This is a genomic window from Amycolatopsis sp. NPDC104587, from assembly GCF_055583645.1.
On the sequence record NZ_JBVJNO010000001.1, the window covers coordinates 95908 to 112818 of the forward strand.

The following is a 16911-nucleotide window of genomic DNA, read 5'->3' on the forward strand; positions in this document are numbered from 1 at the left end:
AGAGCCGAAGCTCCTGGCGGGTTCCTTCACTGTCCCCGGGGCGGCTCGAAGGTCACTCGCGCGGGCGCGGTGACGGCTTGAACGGCTTCTCCTGGACCGCGACGGCCAGCGGCCGCCGGCGTGCGCCCGGCATCGCGGCCACCATCACGACGCCCAGCAGCAGCATCGCGGTGCCCGTCCAGAACAGCGGCACGGTGTCGTACGCGCCACCGGTGTAGGCGAGGTGCTTCACCGGGCCCTTCGGCGCTTCGCCGCCCGCGGGCGGAGTCGACGTCGTCCCGCAGACGACGCCGTCGGTCGGCGCGTAGGCCCGCGCGACCTGCTCGCCGAGCGAAAGCTGGGCCAGCGAGGACGGCAGGTTCTTCGCCTGGTCGTCCGGCAGCAGGCTCTTGAGCTTCGTCGTCGGCAGCAGCTGCAGGTCGAACAGCCGCGCCGACGCGCCCAGCTGGAAACCCTTGAACGGCGTGGTCATCGCCGCGGACTTCTGGTCGAGCCCGGCGATGCTCAGCCGCAGCACGCCGAGGTCGAGCACGGTGCCCGCGGTGTTGCCGACCTGCTGGACACCCTTGGTGAGCGTCGAGACGAGCCCGCCGACCACCGGGATGTCGTTGAGCTGCCCGAACTGGTCGCTCAGCCCGGCCAGCGGCAGCCCGATCGGGATGTCCTTGGTCGGGTGCGCGGCATCCAGCGTGTACAGCGTCTTCCCGGCCGCCTCGATGGTCAGCACCGGCGCGGTGTACTCCACTTTGGACGTCTTCGCGTCACCGGTGGAGGTCACCTTCAGCGTCGGCTGGCTGGCCACCTTGATGCTCAGCGCGAGCGGGGTGCCCTTGAGGATCTCGATGTCCGCGGCCTGCAGCGTCGAGGTCGACTGCACGGCCTTGTTCTTCGAGCCGGGCATGTCGACGAGCTTCACCTGCGACCGCGACGACAGCGTGTTCGGCAGGCTCAGCAGCGAGCCGTTGCCGTTCGCCGCGGTCTGGCCGCCGCCCTGCAGCAGGCCGCCAAGGCTCTGCAGGCCCTTGGTCAGGTCGAACCCGCTGGCCAGCGTGTTCGGGTCGAGCTTCGGCTTCAGCGCGTCCAGCCCGAGGTTCGGCATCGACGGGATGACGTTCAGCAGCGACAGGCTCGCCACCGACGTGCTGGCGTCGGCGATGGTGTCGACGCACGGGCCGAGCGTCGGGCTCCACCGCGCGTGCGCGCTCCCGTTGAGCAGGCCCACGTTGAGCAGCGGGTTCGGCGGCGCGTTGAGCCCGCCGCTGATCGGCTGCGGGTTGTCCGGCAGGGCGGTCTGCACGACGCTGCCGGGCGTCTGCGGCGCGTTCCCGCCCACTGAGAGCCCGAACGGCGACGCCTGCGCGATGGCCTTCTCGTAGCTCAGGAAGGCGTCGGAGTTCGCCGAGGCGCTGGAGAGGCCCATCCCGGCCTCGAGCGCCGACTGCTTCGGCAGGGTGTCGCCGAAGCCGGGCAGGATCGTTTTCGTCGGCACGGCGTTGGGGAGCAGCCGGATGATGCCGAGCGCGGTCCCGGCGTCCCCGACGGCCTGCCCGAGCGGCTGCGGCCCGATCGGCGCCGAAATGGGCGCCTGCCCCGGGTTCGCCGGCTGCGGGATCGGCGTCGTCGGATAGGTCGGGTCGGCGTTCGCCGGCGCCGCGCTGAGCAGGAGCAACGCCGCGGCCGCCGGCAGGGCCACCGAACGGGGCAGTCTTCGCCGCATGTGCCAGAGCCTCCAGATAGGTCGATCGGGGGATGAGACCGACGTCATAGGGCCCTAACGACAGTCCCCCCGGAAAGTGACGCTGACAGCCTCCGCTACACTTGACCTCGTCGCCAGCGCGAGCCGGAGACATGCCGCCTTAGCTCAGTCGGCCAGAGCGATTCACTCGTAATGAATAGGTCAGGGGTTCGATTCCCCTAGGCGGCTCAGCCAATGCTCGGCCCCTGCCCATCGAGGGCAGGGGCCGTTTTCGGCTTCGCGTGTCTTGTGGGGCTTCGCCCACACCCCGTCCGGAGGGCTCCGCCCCCGGCCCCCTGTCGTGGTCGCCTTGCCGTGGAATTTGTTTTGGGGAACCACCCTTGCGGGTCAAGTTTTGGATGGCGAAGGCCCCCGGCTTGTGGCCGGGGGCCTTCGCAAGGGGCTTGCTTCTACTTGGGCGGTGTCACCTTCAAGACCGTGGCCTTGGCGTCGCCTCGGGGGGTGCGGTAGGTGATCTCGTCGCCCGCCTTGCGGCCTACCAGGGCCAGCCCCAGGGGGCTGTCCGAAGTGATCGCGTCCGCGTCTTCGCCCGGGACCGTCACCACCTGGAACGTCTCTTCGTCGCCGTCGGAAAACCTGAGGGTCACCGTGGTGCCGTCGGGGAGCTGGGCGTTGCCGTAGCCGCCGTGTTCCATCTTTGCCGCGAGATCCGCGATCTGGCGGTCGAGCCGGGCCGCCGCCTCCGCGCGGTCGATCACGTCCGCCTGGTCCGCCGCGTCGCCGGTGCGCTCCTGCTCGCCGGGTTGCGGCGCGAGCGCTGCGCGTTGAGCGCGCAAGTTCGCGATTTCCTTCTCCAGCTGGCCGCGTGCGGCCGGGCTGAGCCCCTTGTCCCCTGAGATCACCATGCCGCGCATTGTCCGCTGCGAGGACCGGGGTGGCCAATCCGGTTTTTCACCCGGAAGCCGCTCGCAGGACGTCTGCCCTAGGATTCGGGGCTGCCGTCCAGGAAGAAGGTAACGAGAATCACCGTGAGCGCAGTCCCCGGTCGCAGCGACCGGCTCTCTCCCAACCAGCTGGCCAAGCAGGAGCAGATCGTCGAGGCCGCCCGTGTCGTGCTCGCGCGCGACGGGCTCGCGGGGTGCACCGTGCGCGCCATCGCCGACGCCGGGCCGCTCACCAAGAGCGCGATCCACTACTACTTCGCCGACATCGACGTCCTCATCGACCGCGCGATGGCCGCGCACATCACCGCCTTCGCCGCGGGCCTGCGCGAGGTCGCCGTGAAGCACGACGAGCCCCGCGAGCGCCTCTTCGCCGTCCTCGAGGAGTACCTGCGCGTCTTCGCCGCGAACCCGAACGCCGCGTTCCTCTGGTTCGAGTACTGGATCGCGGCCGGGCGCGCGCAGCACCCGCAGGCCATCGACGTGATGCTGACGTCGCTCACCGAACTGCTCGCCGAGCTCCTCGCCCCGCTGGACGTCGACGATCCGCGGGCGCGCGCCCGGGCGCTGCTGTCGTACCTGCTCGGCACGGTCGTCCAGCAGCGGGTGCGGCCGCGGCCGTTCGCCACGCTGCGTGCCGACATCGAGGCGCTCTGCTTCGCCAACTACGGCTAGCAACGCCCTATAGATCCGTAGACGTACGGATTGCGCACTACGTCCGGCTCCGGCCACTCTCGGAGAACCCCCGAGAGCAGGAGACGTGATGCGCTCACGAACGTGCCTGGCGGTGGCCGCGGCCGCCCTCTTGATGCTCACGACCGGCGGCCAGGCGGTCGCGCAGCCCGAAGGCCCGCAGGTGTACGAGGTGACCGGCACCGGCACGGCCCAGCTGCGCACCGAGGTCGCCCGGACCGGCGCCGACATCCTCGACAGCACGGACGGCACGACCACGGTCATCGCCAACCCGGGCGAGGCCGCTCGGCTGCGTGCGCTCGGCTTCGACGTCAAGGCGCTCGGCAAGGTCAACCGGCCGCAGGGCACCGAGACCGTCGAGGACTTTCCGGCCGGCTACACCGGTTACCACACCTACGCCGAGACGCAGACCGAGCTGCAGAAGGCCGTCGCGAACTACCCGTCGCTGACGAAGCTGGGCAGCGCGGGCAACTCGTACGAGGGCCGGGCGTTGTCGCTGATCAAGATCTCCGACAACGCCGCCACCGACGAGAACGAGCCCGAGGTCCTCTTCACCTGCAACCAGCACGCGCGCGAGCACCTCACCACCGAGATGTGCCTGCGCATCGTGCAGCGGCTGACCAGCGGATACGCGACGGATCCCGCGATCAAGCGGCTCGTCGACAGCACCGAGATCTGGGTGATCCCGAGCGTCAACCCGGACGGCTCCGAGTACGACATCTCCGGCGGCACCTTCCACAGTTGGCGCAAGAACCGCCAGGGCCCGGGCACCGACACCAACCGCAACTGGGGTTACAAGTGGGGCTGCTGCGGGGGCTCGTCGGGCTCGACGTCCAGCGAGACCTACCGCGGCACGGCGGCGTTCTCCGCGCCCGAGGCCCGCGCCGTCTCGAACTGGGTGAACTCCCGCGTGGTCGGCGGCGCTCAGCAGATCAAGACGCACATCGACTTCCACACCTACTCCGAGCTGGTGCTCTGGCCGTTCGGCTACACCTACGACCGGATCGCGCCCGGGCTCACCGCCGCCGAGGCGACGAAGTTCGAGAACCTCGGCAAGCAGATGGCGGCGACCAACGGCTACACGCCGCAGCAGTCCAGCGACCTCTACATCACCGACGGCAGCGTCAACGACTGGATGTGGGCGACGCACAAGATCTGGAGCTTCACCTTCGAGATGTACCCGAAGGGCAGCAACCCGGGCTTCTACCCGCGGGACACCCAGATCGTCCCGCAGACCACGCGCAACGACAAAGCGGTCGATATTTTGATCAACGCGGCGATCGCGGGCTGACGTCACGGCGCGGTCTAGGGTTCGGGCATGCCTCTGTTCTCGTTCGAAGGGCTCCGCCCGCAGGTTCACCCGGACGCCTGGATCGCGCCCACCGCCACCCTCATCGGCGACGTCGTCGTGGAGAAGGACGCCTCGGTCTGGTACGGCGCCGTGCTGCGCGCCGACTTCGGCAAGATCATCGTCCGCGAGGGCGCCAACATCCAGGACAACTCGGTCGTGCACGTCAACGTCGGCAAGGTGTGCGAGATCGGCAAGAACGCCACCGTCGGCCACCAGTGCCTGGTGCACGACTGCACGGTCGGCGAGCAGGCCCTGATCGGGAACGGCTCCACGGTCCTGGACGACGCGAAGATCGGCGAGCGGACGCTGGTCGCGGCCGGCGCCACCGTGACGCCCGGCACCGAGGTGCCGTCCGAGGTTGTCGCGATGGGCAGCCCGGCCAAGAAGTTCGTGCCGCTCACCGACTCGGCGCGGCTGTGGGTGGAGCACAACGCGCCCGTTTACCAGGACCTGGCGAAACGGCACAAGGCCGGCGTCGAAGCGCTGGATTGACTCTCCAGTAGCTGGAGACTCTAGCTTCGGGGCATGGCTCCGAAGAAGCTCACCCACCAGGTCACCCTGGAACTGTCCGCGGGCAACGCCCCGGTCGTCGACCTCGGCAAGATGCTGGGGCAGACCGGGGTCAACCTCGTCGGGATCAAGAAGGCCTACGACGCGGCGACGGCCGGTCAGCGCGGCGACATCGTGCCGGTGGTCGTCTCGGTGTTCGAGGACCGTTCGTTCGCGCTGCGGCTCAAGACGCCGCCGACGTCGTTCCTCATCAAGAAGGCGCTGGGGGACAAGGGTTCCGCGCGGCCGGGGCACGAGGTCGCCGGCAAGATCACGACGGCGCAGCTGCGCGAGATCGCCGAACGCAAGCTGCCGGACCTGAACACCGGTGACGTCGAGATGGCGATGCGCACGATCGCGGGCACGGCCCGGTCGATGGGTGTCGTGGTCGTCGACTGAGATGCGCAAGCACGCGGTGACCCCGCCGTTCCACGCGCTGGACCCCGGGCTCGGGGTCGCGGAACGGTTGCTGCGCCAGGGAAATCCGCAGCTGAGCGGCATCGTCGCGCAGCTGCCCGACGAACACGCGGGTGAAACGCTGTGCGACCTGCGCCCGCCCGTTCTGCGACCGGACCTCCGGCTGCACCGGCAAGTGGTGTGCCGAACACCGACGGGCCTCGCGCGCCGTGGACTAAGCTCTACCGCGCAGCAGCGACTGGCGCCATCGAGGTGGAGCACCACCGGGAAGCGACGACGGCCGGCACCGCGCGCCTGGGTGAAGGCCACTCCAGAGCTGGAGTACGCCATGACACATCGGCCCGAACTGAACGCGCTCGCGACCGCCGACCCCGCCATCGCCGGGCTCGTCGAAGAAGAAGCGAAGCGGCAGCACGACAAGATCCGCCTGATCGCGTCGGAGAACTACGTCTCGCAGGCCGTGCTCGAGGCCACCGGGACCGTCCTCACGAACAAGTACTCCGAGGGCTACGCGGGCAAGCGGTACTACGAAGGCCAGCAGTTCATCGACCAGGTCGAGCTGCTCGCCATCGAGCGCGCGAAGGCCGTCTTCGGCGCGGACCACGCGAACGTCCAGCCGTACTCCGGGTCGCCGGCCAACCTGGCCGTGTACCTCGCTTTTGCGCAGCCCGGCGACACCGTGCTCGGCATGGCGCTGCCGGACGGCGGGCACCTCACGCACGGCTGGAGCGTCTCCGCGACCGGCAAGTGGTTCACCCCGGTGCGCTACGGCGTCGCGAAGGAGACCGGCCGCGTCGACCTCGACCAGGTGCGTGACCTCGCGCTTCAGCACCGGCCGAAGCTGATCTTCGCCGGCGGCACGGCCATCCCGCGCACGATCGACTTCCCGGCCTTCGCGGAGATCGCGCGCGAGGTGGACGCGGTGCTCGTCGCCGACATCGCGCACATCGCAGGCCTGGTCGCGGGCGGCGCGCACCCGTCGCCGGTCGGGCACGCCCAGGTGATCACGACGACGACGCACAAGACCCTCCGCGGCCCGCGTGGCGCGATGATCCTTTCGGATTCCGAGCACGCGAAGGCCGTCGACAAGGCGGTGTTCCCGGGTCTGCAGGGCGGCCCGCACAACCACACGACCGCGGCGATCGCCGTTGCGCTCGGCGAAGCGCAACGCCCGGACTTCAGCGACTACGCGCACACGATCGTCGCCAACGCGAAAGCGCTGGCCGACGCGCTGCTCGCGCGCGGCTACGACCTCGTGTCCGGCGGCACGGACAACCACCTGCTGCTGATCGACCTGACGAACAAGGCGGTCGCGGGCAAGCCGGCCGCGCAGGCGCTGGACCGCGCGGGCATCGAGCTGAACTACAACACGGTGCCGTTCGACCCGCGTAAGCCGTTCGACCCGTCCGGCATCCGGCTCGGCACGTCCGCGATCACGACCCGCGGTCTCCTCCCGGAGCACCAGGTCCAGGTCGCGGAGTGGATCGACCGCACGGTCACCGCCGCGGCCGCTTCCGAAGAGGCAGCGCTGGACACGATCGCCGCGGAGATCCGCGAGTTCCTGGCGCCGTTCCCGATCCCGGGCTACTCGGCCTGACGCTCGTCCCCGAAGGCGGAGCTTTCACGTGAAAGCTCCGCCTTCGGCGTGTCCGGGGCCGGGAGACCGGGCTCACAGAAAACTTGGTTGCATCATACAAGCTTCCGCGGAATACTTGGCCGAGGCAAGTAGTTGAGAGGTACAAGCAACTACGACGAAGGCTGAGGGAGACCACCATGAGCGACACCACCACGGCGGAAGGAGCAGCCGCTACGAAAGGCCGACTGTCCCACCGCCAGATCCTGACCATCCTGTCCGGGCTGATGCTCGGCATGTTCCTCGCCGCGCTCGACCAGACGATCGTGTCGTCGTCGATGCGCACCATCGCCGACGAGCTGCACGGCCTGTCGCTGCAGGCCTGGGCCACCACGGCGTACCTGATCACCGCGACGCTCTCGACGCCGCTGTACGGCAAGCTGTCCGACCTCTACGGCCGCAAACCCATGTACCTGACAGCGATTTCGCTGTTCCTGGTCGGTTCGCTCGCCAGTGGCATGGCGACGTCGATGTACGAGCTCGCCGCGTTCCGCGCCTTCCAGGGCCTCGGCGCCGGTGGCCTGATGTCGCTGGCGCTGGCGATCATCACCGACATCACCGCGCCGCGTGAGCGCGGCAAGTACCAGGGCTACTTCATGGCGGTGTTCGGCATCTCGAGCGTCGCGGGCCCGGTCGTCGGCGGCTTCTTCGCCGGTATCGACTCCTTCGCCGGCATCACCGGCTGGCGCTGGGTGTTCCTGGTCAACGTCCCGATCGCGCTCGCCGCGCTGGTCGTCGTCAGCAAGGTGCTGAACCTCCCGCACACCCGCGTGAACCAGAAGGTCGACTACTGGGGCGCCGTCGCGCTGGCCACCGGCCTGGTGCCGCTGCTGATCGTCGCCGAGCAGGGCCGCGAGTGGGGCTGGGGCTCGGCCGGTTCGGTCGCGATGTACGTGATCGGCGCGCTGGGTGTGGCCGCCTTCGTCTGGATCGAACGCCGGATGGGCGACGCCGCCCTGCTGCCGCTGCGGCTGTTCAAGCGGCCCGTGTTCCGGATGGCCACGCTGGTCACCGTCGTGCAGGGCGCCGGGATGTTCGGCGCGATGATGTCGCTGCCGCTCTACCTGCAGATCGTCAAGGGCGCGACGCCGACCCAGGCCGGCCTGCAGATGCTGCCGCTGACGCTCGGCATCATGATCGCCAGCCTGACCAGCGGCCGGATCATCTCGGCCACCGGCCGGTACAAGATGTTCGCCGTGGCGGGCATCGGCCTGATGGCGGCGGCGCTGTTCGCGCTGTCGACGATCACCGTCGACACCTCGCTGAGCCTGGTCATGGTGATCGCCTTCGTGATCGGCCTCGGCCTCGGCGCCTCGATGCAGACGCTGGTGCTGGCCGCGACCAACGACGTCCGGCCGCAGGACATCGGCGTCGCGACCTCGGCGGCGACGTTCTTCCGGCAGATCGGCGGCACGGCGGGCACCGCGGTGTTCCTCTCGATCCTGTTCGGCACGGTCGGTGACAAGATCGCCGGCGCCGTCCGCTCGGCGATCGCGACGCCGGCCTACGCCGCGGCGCTGGCCCAGCACCCGGAGTTCGCGCAGCAGATGAAGAACGGCCTGGACGTCAACGACACGTCGTTCCTGTCCACGCTCGACCCGACGCTCGCCCGGCCGATCCTGCAGGGCTTCGCCGAGTCGATGAGCACGGTGTTCCTGGTCGGCGGGATCGTGCTGACCGTCGGGTTCGCCCTGGTGTGGTTCCTCAAGGAGAAGCCGCTCTCGGACAAGTCCGCGATGGAGCAGCGCGCGGAGGCCGAAGAGGCCCCGGCCGCGCTGGCCCTGGCGCACTGACCCGCTGAAACACGAAGAGGCCCCTCGGATCCGAGGGGCCTCTTTCGCGTGAAATCAGTGGGCGGCTTCGCCGTTGGCCGCTTCCTTGGCCAGCCGGTCGGTCTCCCGCTCGTACGACCGGGCGATCTCCGCCTCGGCCTCGGTGCGGCCGACCCAGCTCGAGCCTTCGACGCTCTTGCCGGGCTCGAGGTCCTTGTAGACCTCGAAGAAGTGCTGGATCTCCAGCCGGTGGAACTCGTTCATGTGGTGGATGTCGCGCAGGTGCTCCAGGCGCGGGTCGGCGCTCGGGATGGCGATGACCTTGTCGTCCGGGCCCTTCTCGTCGGTCATCCGGAACATGCCGATCGCGCGGCAGCGGATCAGGCAGCCCGGGAAGGTGGGCTCCTGGACGAGCACCATCACGTCCAGCGGGTCGCCGTCCTGGCCGAGGGTGTCGTCGATGAAGCCGTAGTCGGCCGGGTACTGCGTGGCCGTGAACAGGGTCCGGTCCAGCTTGATGCGGCCGGTCTTGTGGTCGACCTCGTACTTGTTGCGCTCCCCTTTGGGGATTTCGATCGTGACGTCGAACTCCACGGCGTCCTCGCTGCTTCTTCGTAGATCCGGGCACACCGCACGTCGCGGGCGGCAACCTCAATGACTGTCTTGACGTCTCCTAGTGTGGACTACGCCGTGGCGCGGGGTCGCATCGATGTCGGCCACGCGGCATGTGAGCTTGGCCCCTTCCGGGGCAGGTGAGAAGGAGTGGTGGGTGCCGGAAAACGACCAGCCGATGTGGCCTTCGTCGGACGAAGACCGCTCGTCGTCCGGCGCGCGGAAGACCACCCCGATGTCCCTGCCCGACCCGCCCGAGGCGACCGGGGGCCAGGCCGGCGTGCCCAAGGTCACAGGCAGTGAGGCCCCGAAGGGCTCGTGGTTCGCGCCGAACGTGCCGCCCGAGCCGATCCCGGGCCTGAACGTCCCGGCCGAGGAGCCCCTGCCGCCGCCGGCCCCGGCGAAGCAGGACCTCGCCGACCGCCTCGGCAGCCGCGAGCCGAAGCAGCCCCCGGCCGAGGTGGGCACGCAGTTCATCGAGGTGACGAAGCCGAAGTCGGCCGAAGCGGCGCCGGTCGGCGAGAGCACCCAGTTCATCGAGGTGGAGAAGCCGGCGCCGGTGGTGCCGGTCGAGCGCAACGTCTGGCCCGGTGAGCAGCAGGAACGCCGCGAGGAGCCGCAGCAGTGGCGGGAGGAGCTGCAGGTCTGGCGGGAGGAGCAGCAACGCCGCGAAGAGCAGCTGAAGCGCGGTGAAGGGCAACGTCGCGAGGAGCCGCAGCAACAGCGCGCTGACGCACCGCAGCAGCGCCCGGACCCAGCTCAGCAGCAGCGTCCCGAAGCGTCACAGCAGCGGTCCGACGCGACTCAGCAGCTGCGCCCGGACGCGGCCCAGCAGCACCAGTCCCAGCAGGCCGACGCGCCCTGGGCCCAGCGCATCGAACTGCGCGAGAACCGCACGGTCGACCGCCCGGCCGAGCCCGGCGACCACCGTCCCGGCCTGCCGCCCGAACCGCCGCGCGGGGTCGTGCCCTCGGCGTCGGTGGGCTCGCTCGCCCGGCCGCAGCGGATCGAGCCGGACGGGCAGCGGTTCGACGCCGAGGCGACGGTCGGGATCGAACGGCCCACCCAGTTCCCTGCCGCCTTCCAGCAGCAGCCCCAGCCGCGCAGCGAGCCGCCGCGGCCGGAGCCGCCGTCCGAACCCGCCGCCGCCGAAGAACCGCCGAAGAAGCGGCGCAAGGGCAAGATCATCGCGCTCGTCGTGGTCGTCCTGCTGGTCCTGGCCGGCGGCGGCGTCGCCGCGGCGATGCCGAAGGTGTCGAACCGGCTGGGCCTGCCGTGGGCGCCGAACGCGCCGAAGGGGGACAGCCCGGAGCCGGTCGCGGCGACGCGCCAGCTGCAAGGCCCCGAGACAGCCGGGCAGGCGCCGACCGCGAACGGCGTCAAGTCCGCGCTGGCCGCCGCGGCCGGCAACGGCGCGCTCGGCCAGCTCACCGGCAGCGTGATGGACCCGGTGAGCGGCTCGGTGCTGTGGGACCGCAGCTCGTCGACGCCGGTGACGCCCGCGTCGACGACGAAGGTGCTCACCTCGGCCGCCGCGCTGCTCTCGCTCGACCACAACCTGCGGCTGTCGACCAAGATCGTGCAGGGCGCCGACCCGGGCACGGTGATCCTGGTCGGCGGCGGCGACACGACCCTGACCAACCTGCCGCTGGGCACCGAGTCGCCGCTGTACCCGGGCGCCGCGCACGTCGACGACCTCGTCGCGCAGGTCAAGAAGGCCGTGCCGGGGGTGAAGAAGGTGCAGGTCGACCTCAGCCTCTTCAAGGGCCCGACCACCGCGCCGGGCTGGGAAGCCGGGGACGCGCCGTCGACGTACGCGACGCAGATGTCGCCGGTGATGGCCGACGGCGGCCGGATCGGCCCCAAGGACAACAACTCGCAGCGCGTGGCCAACGCGGGCAGCGCGCTCGCCTCGTCGATCGCGTCCAAGCTCGGCGCCTCGGCCGGCGGCCAGGCGACCGCGCCGCAGGGCGCGAAGGTGGTCGGCGAGGTCAAGTCGGCCCCGCTGACCGAGCTGGTCTCCGACCTGATGGTGCTGTCCGACGACGTCCTCGCCGAGGCGATCGCCCGTCAGGTGGCGCTCGCGAACGGCGAGGAAGCCAGCTACGCCGGTGGCGCCGCGGCGACCGCCAAGGTGCTGAAGGAGCACGGCTTCGACGTCTCGGGCGTCCAGCTGTCCGACGGCAGCGGCATCTCGTCGCTGAACCGGATCCCGGCGCGGCTGCTCACCCAGCTGCTCGGGTCCGCGGCCGCCCCGGAGGGCAAGGACCCGAACACCGGGAAGCTGCGTGCGGTGCTGGCCGGCCTCCCGGTGGCCGGCGGCTCGGGCACCCTCGCCGACAAGCGGTTCGACACCCCGGCGTCGCAGGCCGGGCGCGGCTGGGTGCGGGCGAAGACCGGCACGCTCACCGGCGTCAACACCCTCGCCGGGCTGGTCCTCGACCAGGACGGCCGGGTGCTGGTGTTCGCGTTCATGTCGAACGACTCGGACACCGAACCCGGGCGGGACGCCATCGACGCGCTCGCGACGAGCCTGCGCAAGTGCGGGTGCGCCTGATCCGGCACCTCTCCGTGTGCGAAGCGTGCGGAAGTCGTGGCCGGAAACCCGCCCGGGGCAGGTAGCGTCGGAAGGGTGAGTCAGGAAACCGAGACCCGGCCGATGGTCGACTGGTCGCTCGCCGCGCAGACCGGCGCGCTGCTCGTGCGCGGCGGCCCGCAGGTCCCCCGCGAAGAGGCCGAAGCGGCCGTCACCGACCTGCGCGAGCTGACCATGGAAGCCGAGGGGCACGTCCGGCAGCTGACGAGTCTCGGGCTCGACCTGCCGCTGCTGCCCGGTGAGGTCGTCGACCGTCCCGGCTGGGTCCGGTCGGCCGCGGCCGGCCTGGACGCGTTGACCGGGCGCGCGCTGCCGCAGCAGGGCGGGCCGTTCGGGCCGATCCTGGCCGGCGGCGCCGGGGTGCAGACCGGGCTGGTGCTCGCCTTCCTCGCCAGCCGCGTGCTCGGCCAGTACGACCCCTTCGGTGGCCCTGAACGACAGGGTCAGCTGCTGCTCGTCGCGCCGAACGTCGTCGCGGCGGAACGCGCGATGGACGTCCCCGGCCACGACTTCCGGCTCTGGGTCTGCCTGCACGAGTGCACCCACCGGCTCCAGTTCACCGCGGTCACCTGGCTGCGCGACTACTTCGCCGACGAGGTCGAGCGCCTCGTCTCCGGGCTCGCCGGCGGCGGCTCCGACAGCCTCGCCGACCTGGTCGGCCGGCTGCCCGAGGCGATCAAGCAGGGGCCGAAGCTGAACCTCGCCGAGCTGCTCCAGTCGCCGAAGGAACGCGCGGTGTTCGACCGGCTGCTGGCGCTCTCGACGTTGCTGGAGGGCCACGCCGACTACGTGATGGACGCCGTCGGCCCGCAGGTCGTGCCGAGCGTCGACACGATCCGCGCGCGCTTCACCGCCCGGCGCAAGGGCGGCGGTGTCTTCGACCGGCTGCTGCGCGCGTTGCTCGGCGTCGACGCGAAGATCCGTCAGTACGAAGAAGGCGCGAAGTTCACGAAGCACGTTGTGGACGCTGTCGGCATGGAGGGCTTCAACGCCGTCTGGCGGTCGCCGAACACCCTGCCGTCGCGCGCCGAGATCGCGGATCCGGCGGCGTGGGTCCGGCGCCTGCACGGATGACCGGGCCGGCGGTCGCGGCCGTCCGCCGGGCCGTCCGGGAGTTCCTGGAGAGCGTCGAAGCGCCGGCCGAGCTGTGCGTCGCCGTGTCCGGCGGCGCTGATTCCCTCGCGCTGGCCGAGGCGACGGCGTACGTCGGGCGTCACCGCGGTCACCGGGTCCGCGCGCTGGTCGTCGACCACGGCCTGCAGGACGGCTCGGCGAAGATCGCGCGCGACGCCGCTGCCGCCGCGAAGTCCCTGGGCGCCGACGAAGCCGAGGTGCGCCGCGTCGACGTCGACGGTCCCGGCGGCCCCGAAGCCGCCGCCCGCAAGGCTCGCTACCGCGCGCTGGCCGGGCACGACCTCGTGCTGCTCGGCCACACCCTCGACGACCAGGCCGAAACCGTCCTGCTCGGGCTCGGCCGCGGCTCCGGCCCCCGCAGCGTCGCCGGGATGCGGCCGCACGACCCGCCGTGGGGCCGCCCGCTGCTCGCGGTGCCGCGGGCGACCACCCGGGCCGCGTGCGCCGAGCTCGGCGTCGAGCCCTGGGACGACCCGCACAACACCGAGCCGCGCTTCACCCGGGTCCGGTTGCGCACCGAAGTCCTGCCGTTGCTGGAAGACGTCCTCAACGGCGGGGTGGCCGCCGCGCTCGCCCGCACCGCCGCGCAGCTGCGTGAGGACAGTGAGGCGCTGGACACATCGGCGGAGCTGATCTTCACCCGTGCGGGCGGCGTCGAAGGTCTGGACGTCGCCGTGCTCGCGGCCGAGCCCGCGGCCCTCCGGCGGCGGGTTCTCCGCAGGTGGCTGCTGGCATCGGGGGTGCGCGAGCTCACCGACGCGCACCTGCGCGCGGTCGACGCGCTCGTCGCCCGGTGGCGTGGTCAGGGCGGTGTCTGGTTGCCGGGCAACTTGGAAGCGCGCCGGGCGCATGGCAGGCTCTGCGTCATCTCCCAACCCACCACCCGAGGGGACTGACCCGTGTACGAGGGCGAAATCGCCTCCGTGCTCGTCACCGAGCAGCAGATCCAGGACAAGATCACGGAGCTGTCGGCGCAGATCGCCGCCGACTATCCGGCCAACGGGCAGGGTGAACTCCTGCTGGTGGGTGTCCTGAAGGGCGCGGTCATGTTCATGACCGACTTCGCCCGCGCGCTGCCGCTGCCGACGCAGCTGGAATTCATGGCCGTCTCCTCCTACGGCTCGGCGACGTCGTCGTCCGGTGTCGTCCGCATCCTGAAGGACCTCGACCGCGACATCGCGGGCCGGGACGTGCTGATCGTCGAGGACATCGTCGACTCCGGCCTGACGCTCTCGTGGCTGCTGAAGAACCTGGCCAGCCGCAACCCCGCGTCGCTCGAGGTCGTCTCGCTGCTGCGCAAGCCGGAGGCGGTCAAGGTGGACGTCCCGGTGAAGTACATCGGCTTCGACATCCCCAACGAGTTCGTCGTCGGCTACGGCCTGGACTACGCCGAGCGCTACCGGGACCTTCCGTACATCGGGACGCTGGACCCGAAGGTCTACACGTCCTAGTTCACCGACCGTTCACCGCAACTACCGGATCCGCGGAACCCCGGTGACGAAGTTTGCGTCATAGGCTCTGATCACGTGCGTTAACCTATGCGAAGACCATTCGTGCCCGCGGTGACCGGGTCGGGGGAACGGGAGAGAGCTCAGATGGGGAACAGCAGCGCTGCCGATGCGAACGCCTTCAAGGCCGCGGCCGCGGCGGGTCAGGTCGGAATCGACCCCGACGCCGCGCAGACCGTGCTGAACAAGATCCGCACCGGCAAGGACGCGGTCGAGGCGCTGCTCGCGGGTGCGGGCGCCCTCGCCCAGCCGCCGAAGCTCGGGGACAACCCGGTCGGCAACGCGATGGCCGCCAAGTTCGTCCAGCGCGCCGACGGGGGGAACGACTCCTACGCCTCGGCGTTGCAGAACCTGCTCGACCAGTACTCGGCCGCCGAGGAGGGCATCGTCACGGCGATGTCGCGCTACCACGAGATCGACAACGCCGCGGCCGACCCGTTCCGCAACGCCTGAGCCCAGAGGGGATTTCGCAGTCATGGCTCCGAACCACAGCGACCAGCCGGCGTCCACTACTCCGGGCCCTACTGATCAGGGCTCGCTCGTCCCGCTCGGCGACAACGCGGCGTCGCAGAACATCGTCGACAACGCCCGCGGCAGCGCCGGCGGCTTCGACATGGGCAGCGACCGCGCGATCGCGAACCCGCCGAACTGGAACGCGCAGGCGAGCCAGCAGCTGTACAACGGCGCGGTCAACAACAACGACCCCGGCACGGCCGAGGCGACCGGGCAGGCCTGGTCGCACCACGGCAGCGAGCTGAAGGCGGCCTCCGACCACCTGTACAACGCGATCTCCGAGCTGGGCAACGCCTGGGTCGGCCGCGGCGCCGCGGGCGCGCAGGGCGCGCTGGTGGCCATCGCCAACTCGGGCTCGCAGGCCTCCGACGCCGCGCACACGATGTCCGACCGGCTCGCCCGGCAGGCCGCGGCGGCCGCCGAGGTCAAGAAGATGCCGGCGCCGAAGGAGTACGACCCCAAGCAGTCGATGGCGGCCGCGCTGGCGGGCGGCCCAGCGGCGCTGATCGCCGACCAGAAGGCCCAGGCGGACGCGGCCAACGACGTCAAGGCGCAGCAGGTCGCGTTCTTCAACGCCTACACCAAGTCGATGAGCGAGGTCGACGGCTCGACCCCGAGCTTCGGCCCGGAGTCGCTCGGCATGAAGCCGACGGGCTCGCACAACTCCATCTCGTTCAACTCGGTCGGCTCCGTCGGCAGCATGGGCTCGGTGCAGGGCCTGCCCGGCGCGGGCGGCGCGGTCTTCGCCGCCAACGGCACGGGCTTCGGCGGCCACGGCGGCGCGTTCGACGCGCAGCACGCGGGCCTCACGCCGAACGCGACCCACGGCGGTGGCGCGCCCGGCTTCGGCCAGGACGCGGCGCTGCTCGGCAGTGACGCGCCCGGCGGCCCGGGCTCCGGCACCGGCGCTGGCACTTCCACCGGCACGGGCCACGTCGCCCCGGGTGGTGGCGGCGCGCAGTCCGGCAACCCGCTCAGCAAGATCGGCATGGGGCTCGGCATCGGCGGCGCGGCCGGCGGTCTCGGCGCGCTGGCTTCCCGTGCGCTCGGCAAGGGCAACCGGTCCGGCTCGAAGTCCGAGAACGAGACGTCGCTGGCGTCGGCCGACGGCCAGGGCCAGAGCGCCGCTTCGGCGCAGGCGCCGCAGCAGGGTCTCGTCTCGTCCGCGGGCACCATCGGCGGGCAGACGCCGCCGCCGATGAACCCGGGCGGGATGGGCGGCGGCATGGCGCCGCACGGCGCCCAGGGCGAGCAGGACGAGGAGCACACGCACGCGTCGTTCCTCATCGAGGCGGACCCGGACGAGGCCTTCGGCGCGAACCAGGCGACCCCGCCGCCGGTCATCGGCGCGTGGTCCGGGGACGACGAAGACCGCTGATCCTTCTCGGGGGGGGGGGGGGGGGGGGGGGGGGGGGGGGGTGTGGTGGGGGGGGGGGGGGGGGGGGTGGCGAGGGGCTGTACCTTCCTTGCGAGCGGGGGTTCCTTTAGTGGGGGCT

General features: G+C 71.0%; 15 protein-coding genes and 1 tRNA gene. 13 read left to right on the top strand and 3 right to left on the bottom strand.

Features of this window, described 5'->3' with window-relative positions; translation table 11 throughout:
* Positions 1 to 52 precede the first annotated feature (52 nt).
* The gene (locus ACZ61C_RS00490; protein WP_465301279.1) at positions 53 to 1717 is read right to left on the bottom strand and encodes a hypothetical protein; all 1665 of its coding nucleotides are present in this window, start codon (positions 1715 to 1717) and stop codon (positions 53 to 55) included.
* 133 nt (positions 1718 to 1850) lie between these two features.
* Between ACZ61C_RS00490 and ACZ61C_RS00495 the strand changes: the two genes are divergently transcribed.
* Positions 1851 to 1924, top strand: a tRNA-Thr gene (locus ACZ61C_RS00495).
* A 221-nt stretch (positions 1925 to 2145) separates the two neighbouring features.
* Here the strand turns inward: ACZ61C_RS00495 and ACZ61C_RS00500 are convergent.
* On the bottom strand, positions 2146 to 2601 hold the full coding sequence (locus ACZ61C_RS00500) for a GreA/GreB family elongation factor (RefSeq protein WP_465301281.1): 456 nt from the start codon (positions 2599 to 2601) through the stop codon (positions 2146 to 2148).
* Positions 2602 to 2724: 123 nt separating this feature from the next.
* Between ACZ61C_RS00500 and ACZ61C_RS00505 the strand changes: the two genes are divergently transcribed.
* The 6 genes from ACZ61C_RS00505 (at position 2725) to ACZ61C_RS00530 (ending at position 9073) form a co-directional block, all read left to right on the top strand.
* Complete coding sequence (locus ACZ61C_RS00505; RefSeq protein WP_465301283.1) at positions 2725 to 3312, top strand: TetR/AcrR family transcriptional regulator; 588 nt, start codon at positions 2725 to 2727, stop codon at positions 3310 to 3312.
* A gap of 106 nt (positions 3313 to 3418) precedes the next feature.
* A complete protein-coding gene (locus ACZ61C_RS00510) occupies positions 3419 to 4621 on the top strand; it encodes a M14 family metallopeptidase (protein WP_465302718.1) in 1203 nt (400 codons plus the stop codon).
* Positions 4622 to 4648: 27 nt separating this feature from the next.
* Positions 4649 to 5173 carry a gamma carbonic anhydrase family protein gene (locus ACZ61C_RS00515; RefSeq protein ID WP_465301285.1) on the top strand — a complete coding sequence of 175 codons (525 nt, stop codon included), beginning with the start codon at positions 4649 to 4651 and terminating at the stop codon, positions 5171 to 5173.
* A gap of 33 nt (positions 5174 to 5206) precedes the next feature.
* Positions 5207 to 5629, top strand: coding sequence for an uL11 family ribosomal protein (locus tag ACZ61C_RS00520; RefSeq protein WP_465301287.1), 423 nt, complete (start codon positions 5207 to 5209; stop codon positions 5627 to 5629).
* A 346-nt stretch (positions 5630 to 5975) separates the two neighbouring features.
* Positions 5976 to 7244 (top strand): serine hydroxymethyltransferase, encoded by a 1269-nt coding sequence (locus tag ACZ61C_RS00525; protein ID WP_465301289.1) that lies wholly within the window; start codon positions 5976 to 5978, stop codon positions 7242 to 7244.
* 176 nt (positions 7245 to 7420) lie between these two features.
* Positions 7421 to 9073 carry an MDR family MFS transporter gene (locus tag ACZ61C_RS00530; protein ID WP_465301291.1) on the top strand — a complete coding sequence of 551 codons (1653 nt, stop codon included), beginning with the start codon at positions 7421 to 7423 and terminating at the stop codon, positions 9071 to 9073.
* A 54-nt stretch (positions 9074 to 9127) separates the two neighbouring features.
* Here ACZ61C_RS00530 and ACZ61C_RS00535 read toward each other — a convergent pair whose 3' ends face one another.
* A complete protein-coding gene (locus ACZ61C_RS00535; protein WP_465301293.1) occupies positions 9128 to 9646 on the bottom strand; it encodes an inorganic diphosphatase in 519 nt (172 codons plus the stop codon).
* Positions 9647 to 9821: 175 nt separating this feature from the next.
* On the opposite strand from ACZ61C_RS00535, the gene dacB reads away from it, so the two are divergent.
* The 6 genes from dacB (at position 9822) to ACZ61C_RS00565 (ending at position 16793) form a co-directional block, all read left to right on the top strand.
* The gene (dacB, locus tag ACZ61C_RS00540; RefSeq protein WP_465301295.1) at positions 9822 to 12221 is read left to right on the top strand and encodes a D-alanyl-D-alanine carboxypeptidase/D-alanyl-D-alanine endopeptidase; all 2400 of its coding nucleotides are present in this window, start codon (positions 9822 to 9824) and stop codon (positions 12219 to 12221) included.
* Between the two features lie 102 nt (positions 12222 to 12323).
* Complete coding sequence (locus ACZ61C_RS00545) at positions 12324 to 13334, top strand: zinc-dependent metalloprotease (protein WP_465302720.1); 1011 nt, start codon at positions 12324 to 12326, stop codon at positions 13332 to 13334.
* Positions 13331 to 14290, top strand: coding sequence for a tRNA lysidine(34) synthetase TilS (tilS, locus tag ACZ61C_RS00550; RefSeq protein ID WP_465301297.1), 960 nt, complete (start codon positions 13331 to 13333; stop codon positions 14288 to 14290). Before ACZ61C_RS00545 ends, tilS begins: the two co-directional genes overlap by 4 nt.
* 3 nt (positions 14291 to 14293) lie before the next feature.
* Positions 14294 to 14845: a hypoxanthine phosphoribosyltransferase gene (gene hpt / locus ACZ61C_RS00555; protein ID WP_257918091.1), complete on the top strand. Its 552-nt coding sequence runs from the start codon at positions 14294 to 14296 to the stop codon at positions 14843 to 14845.
* 144 nt (positions 14846 to 14989) lie between these two features.
* The gene (locus ACZ61C_RS00560) at positions 14990 to 15355 is read left to right on the top strand and encodes a hypothetical protein (protein WP_465301299.1); all 366 of its coding nucleotides are present in this window, start codon (positions 14990 to 14992) and stop codon (positions 15353 to 15355) included.
* Positions 15356 to 15377: 22 nt separating this feature from the next.
* The gene (locus ACZ61C_RS00565) at positions 15378 to 16793 is read left to right on the top strand and encodes a hypothetical protein (RefSeq protein ID WP_465301301.1); all 1416 of its coding nucleotides are present in this window, start codon (positions 15378 to 15380) and stop codon (positions 16791 to 16793) included.
* Positions 16794 to 16911 lie beyond the last annotated feature (118 nt).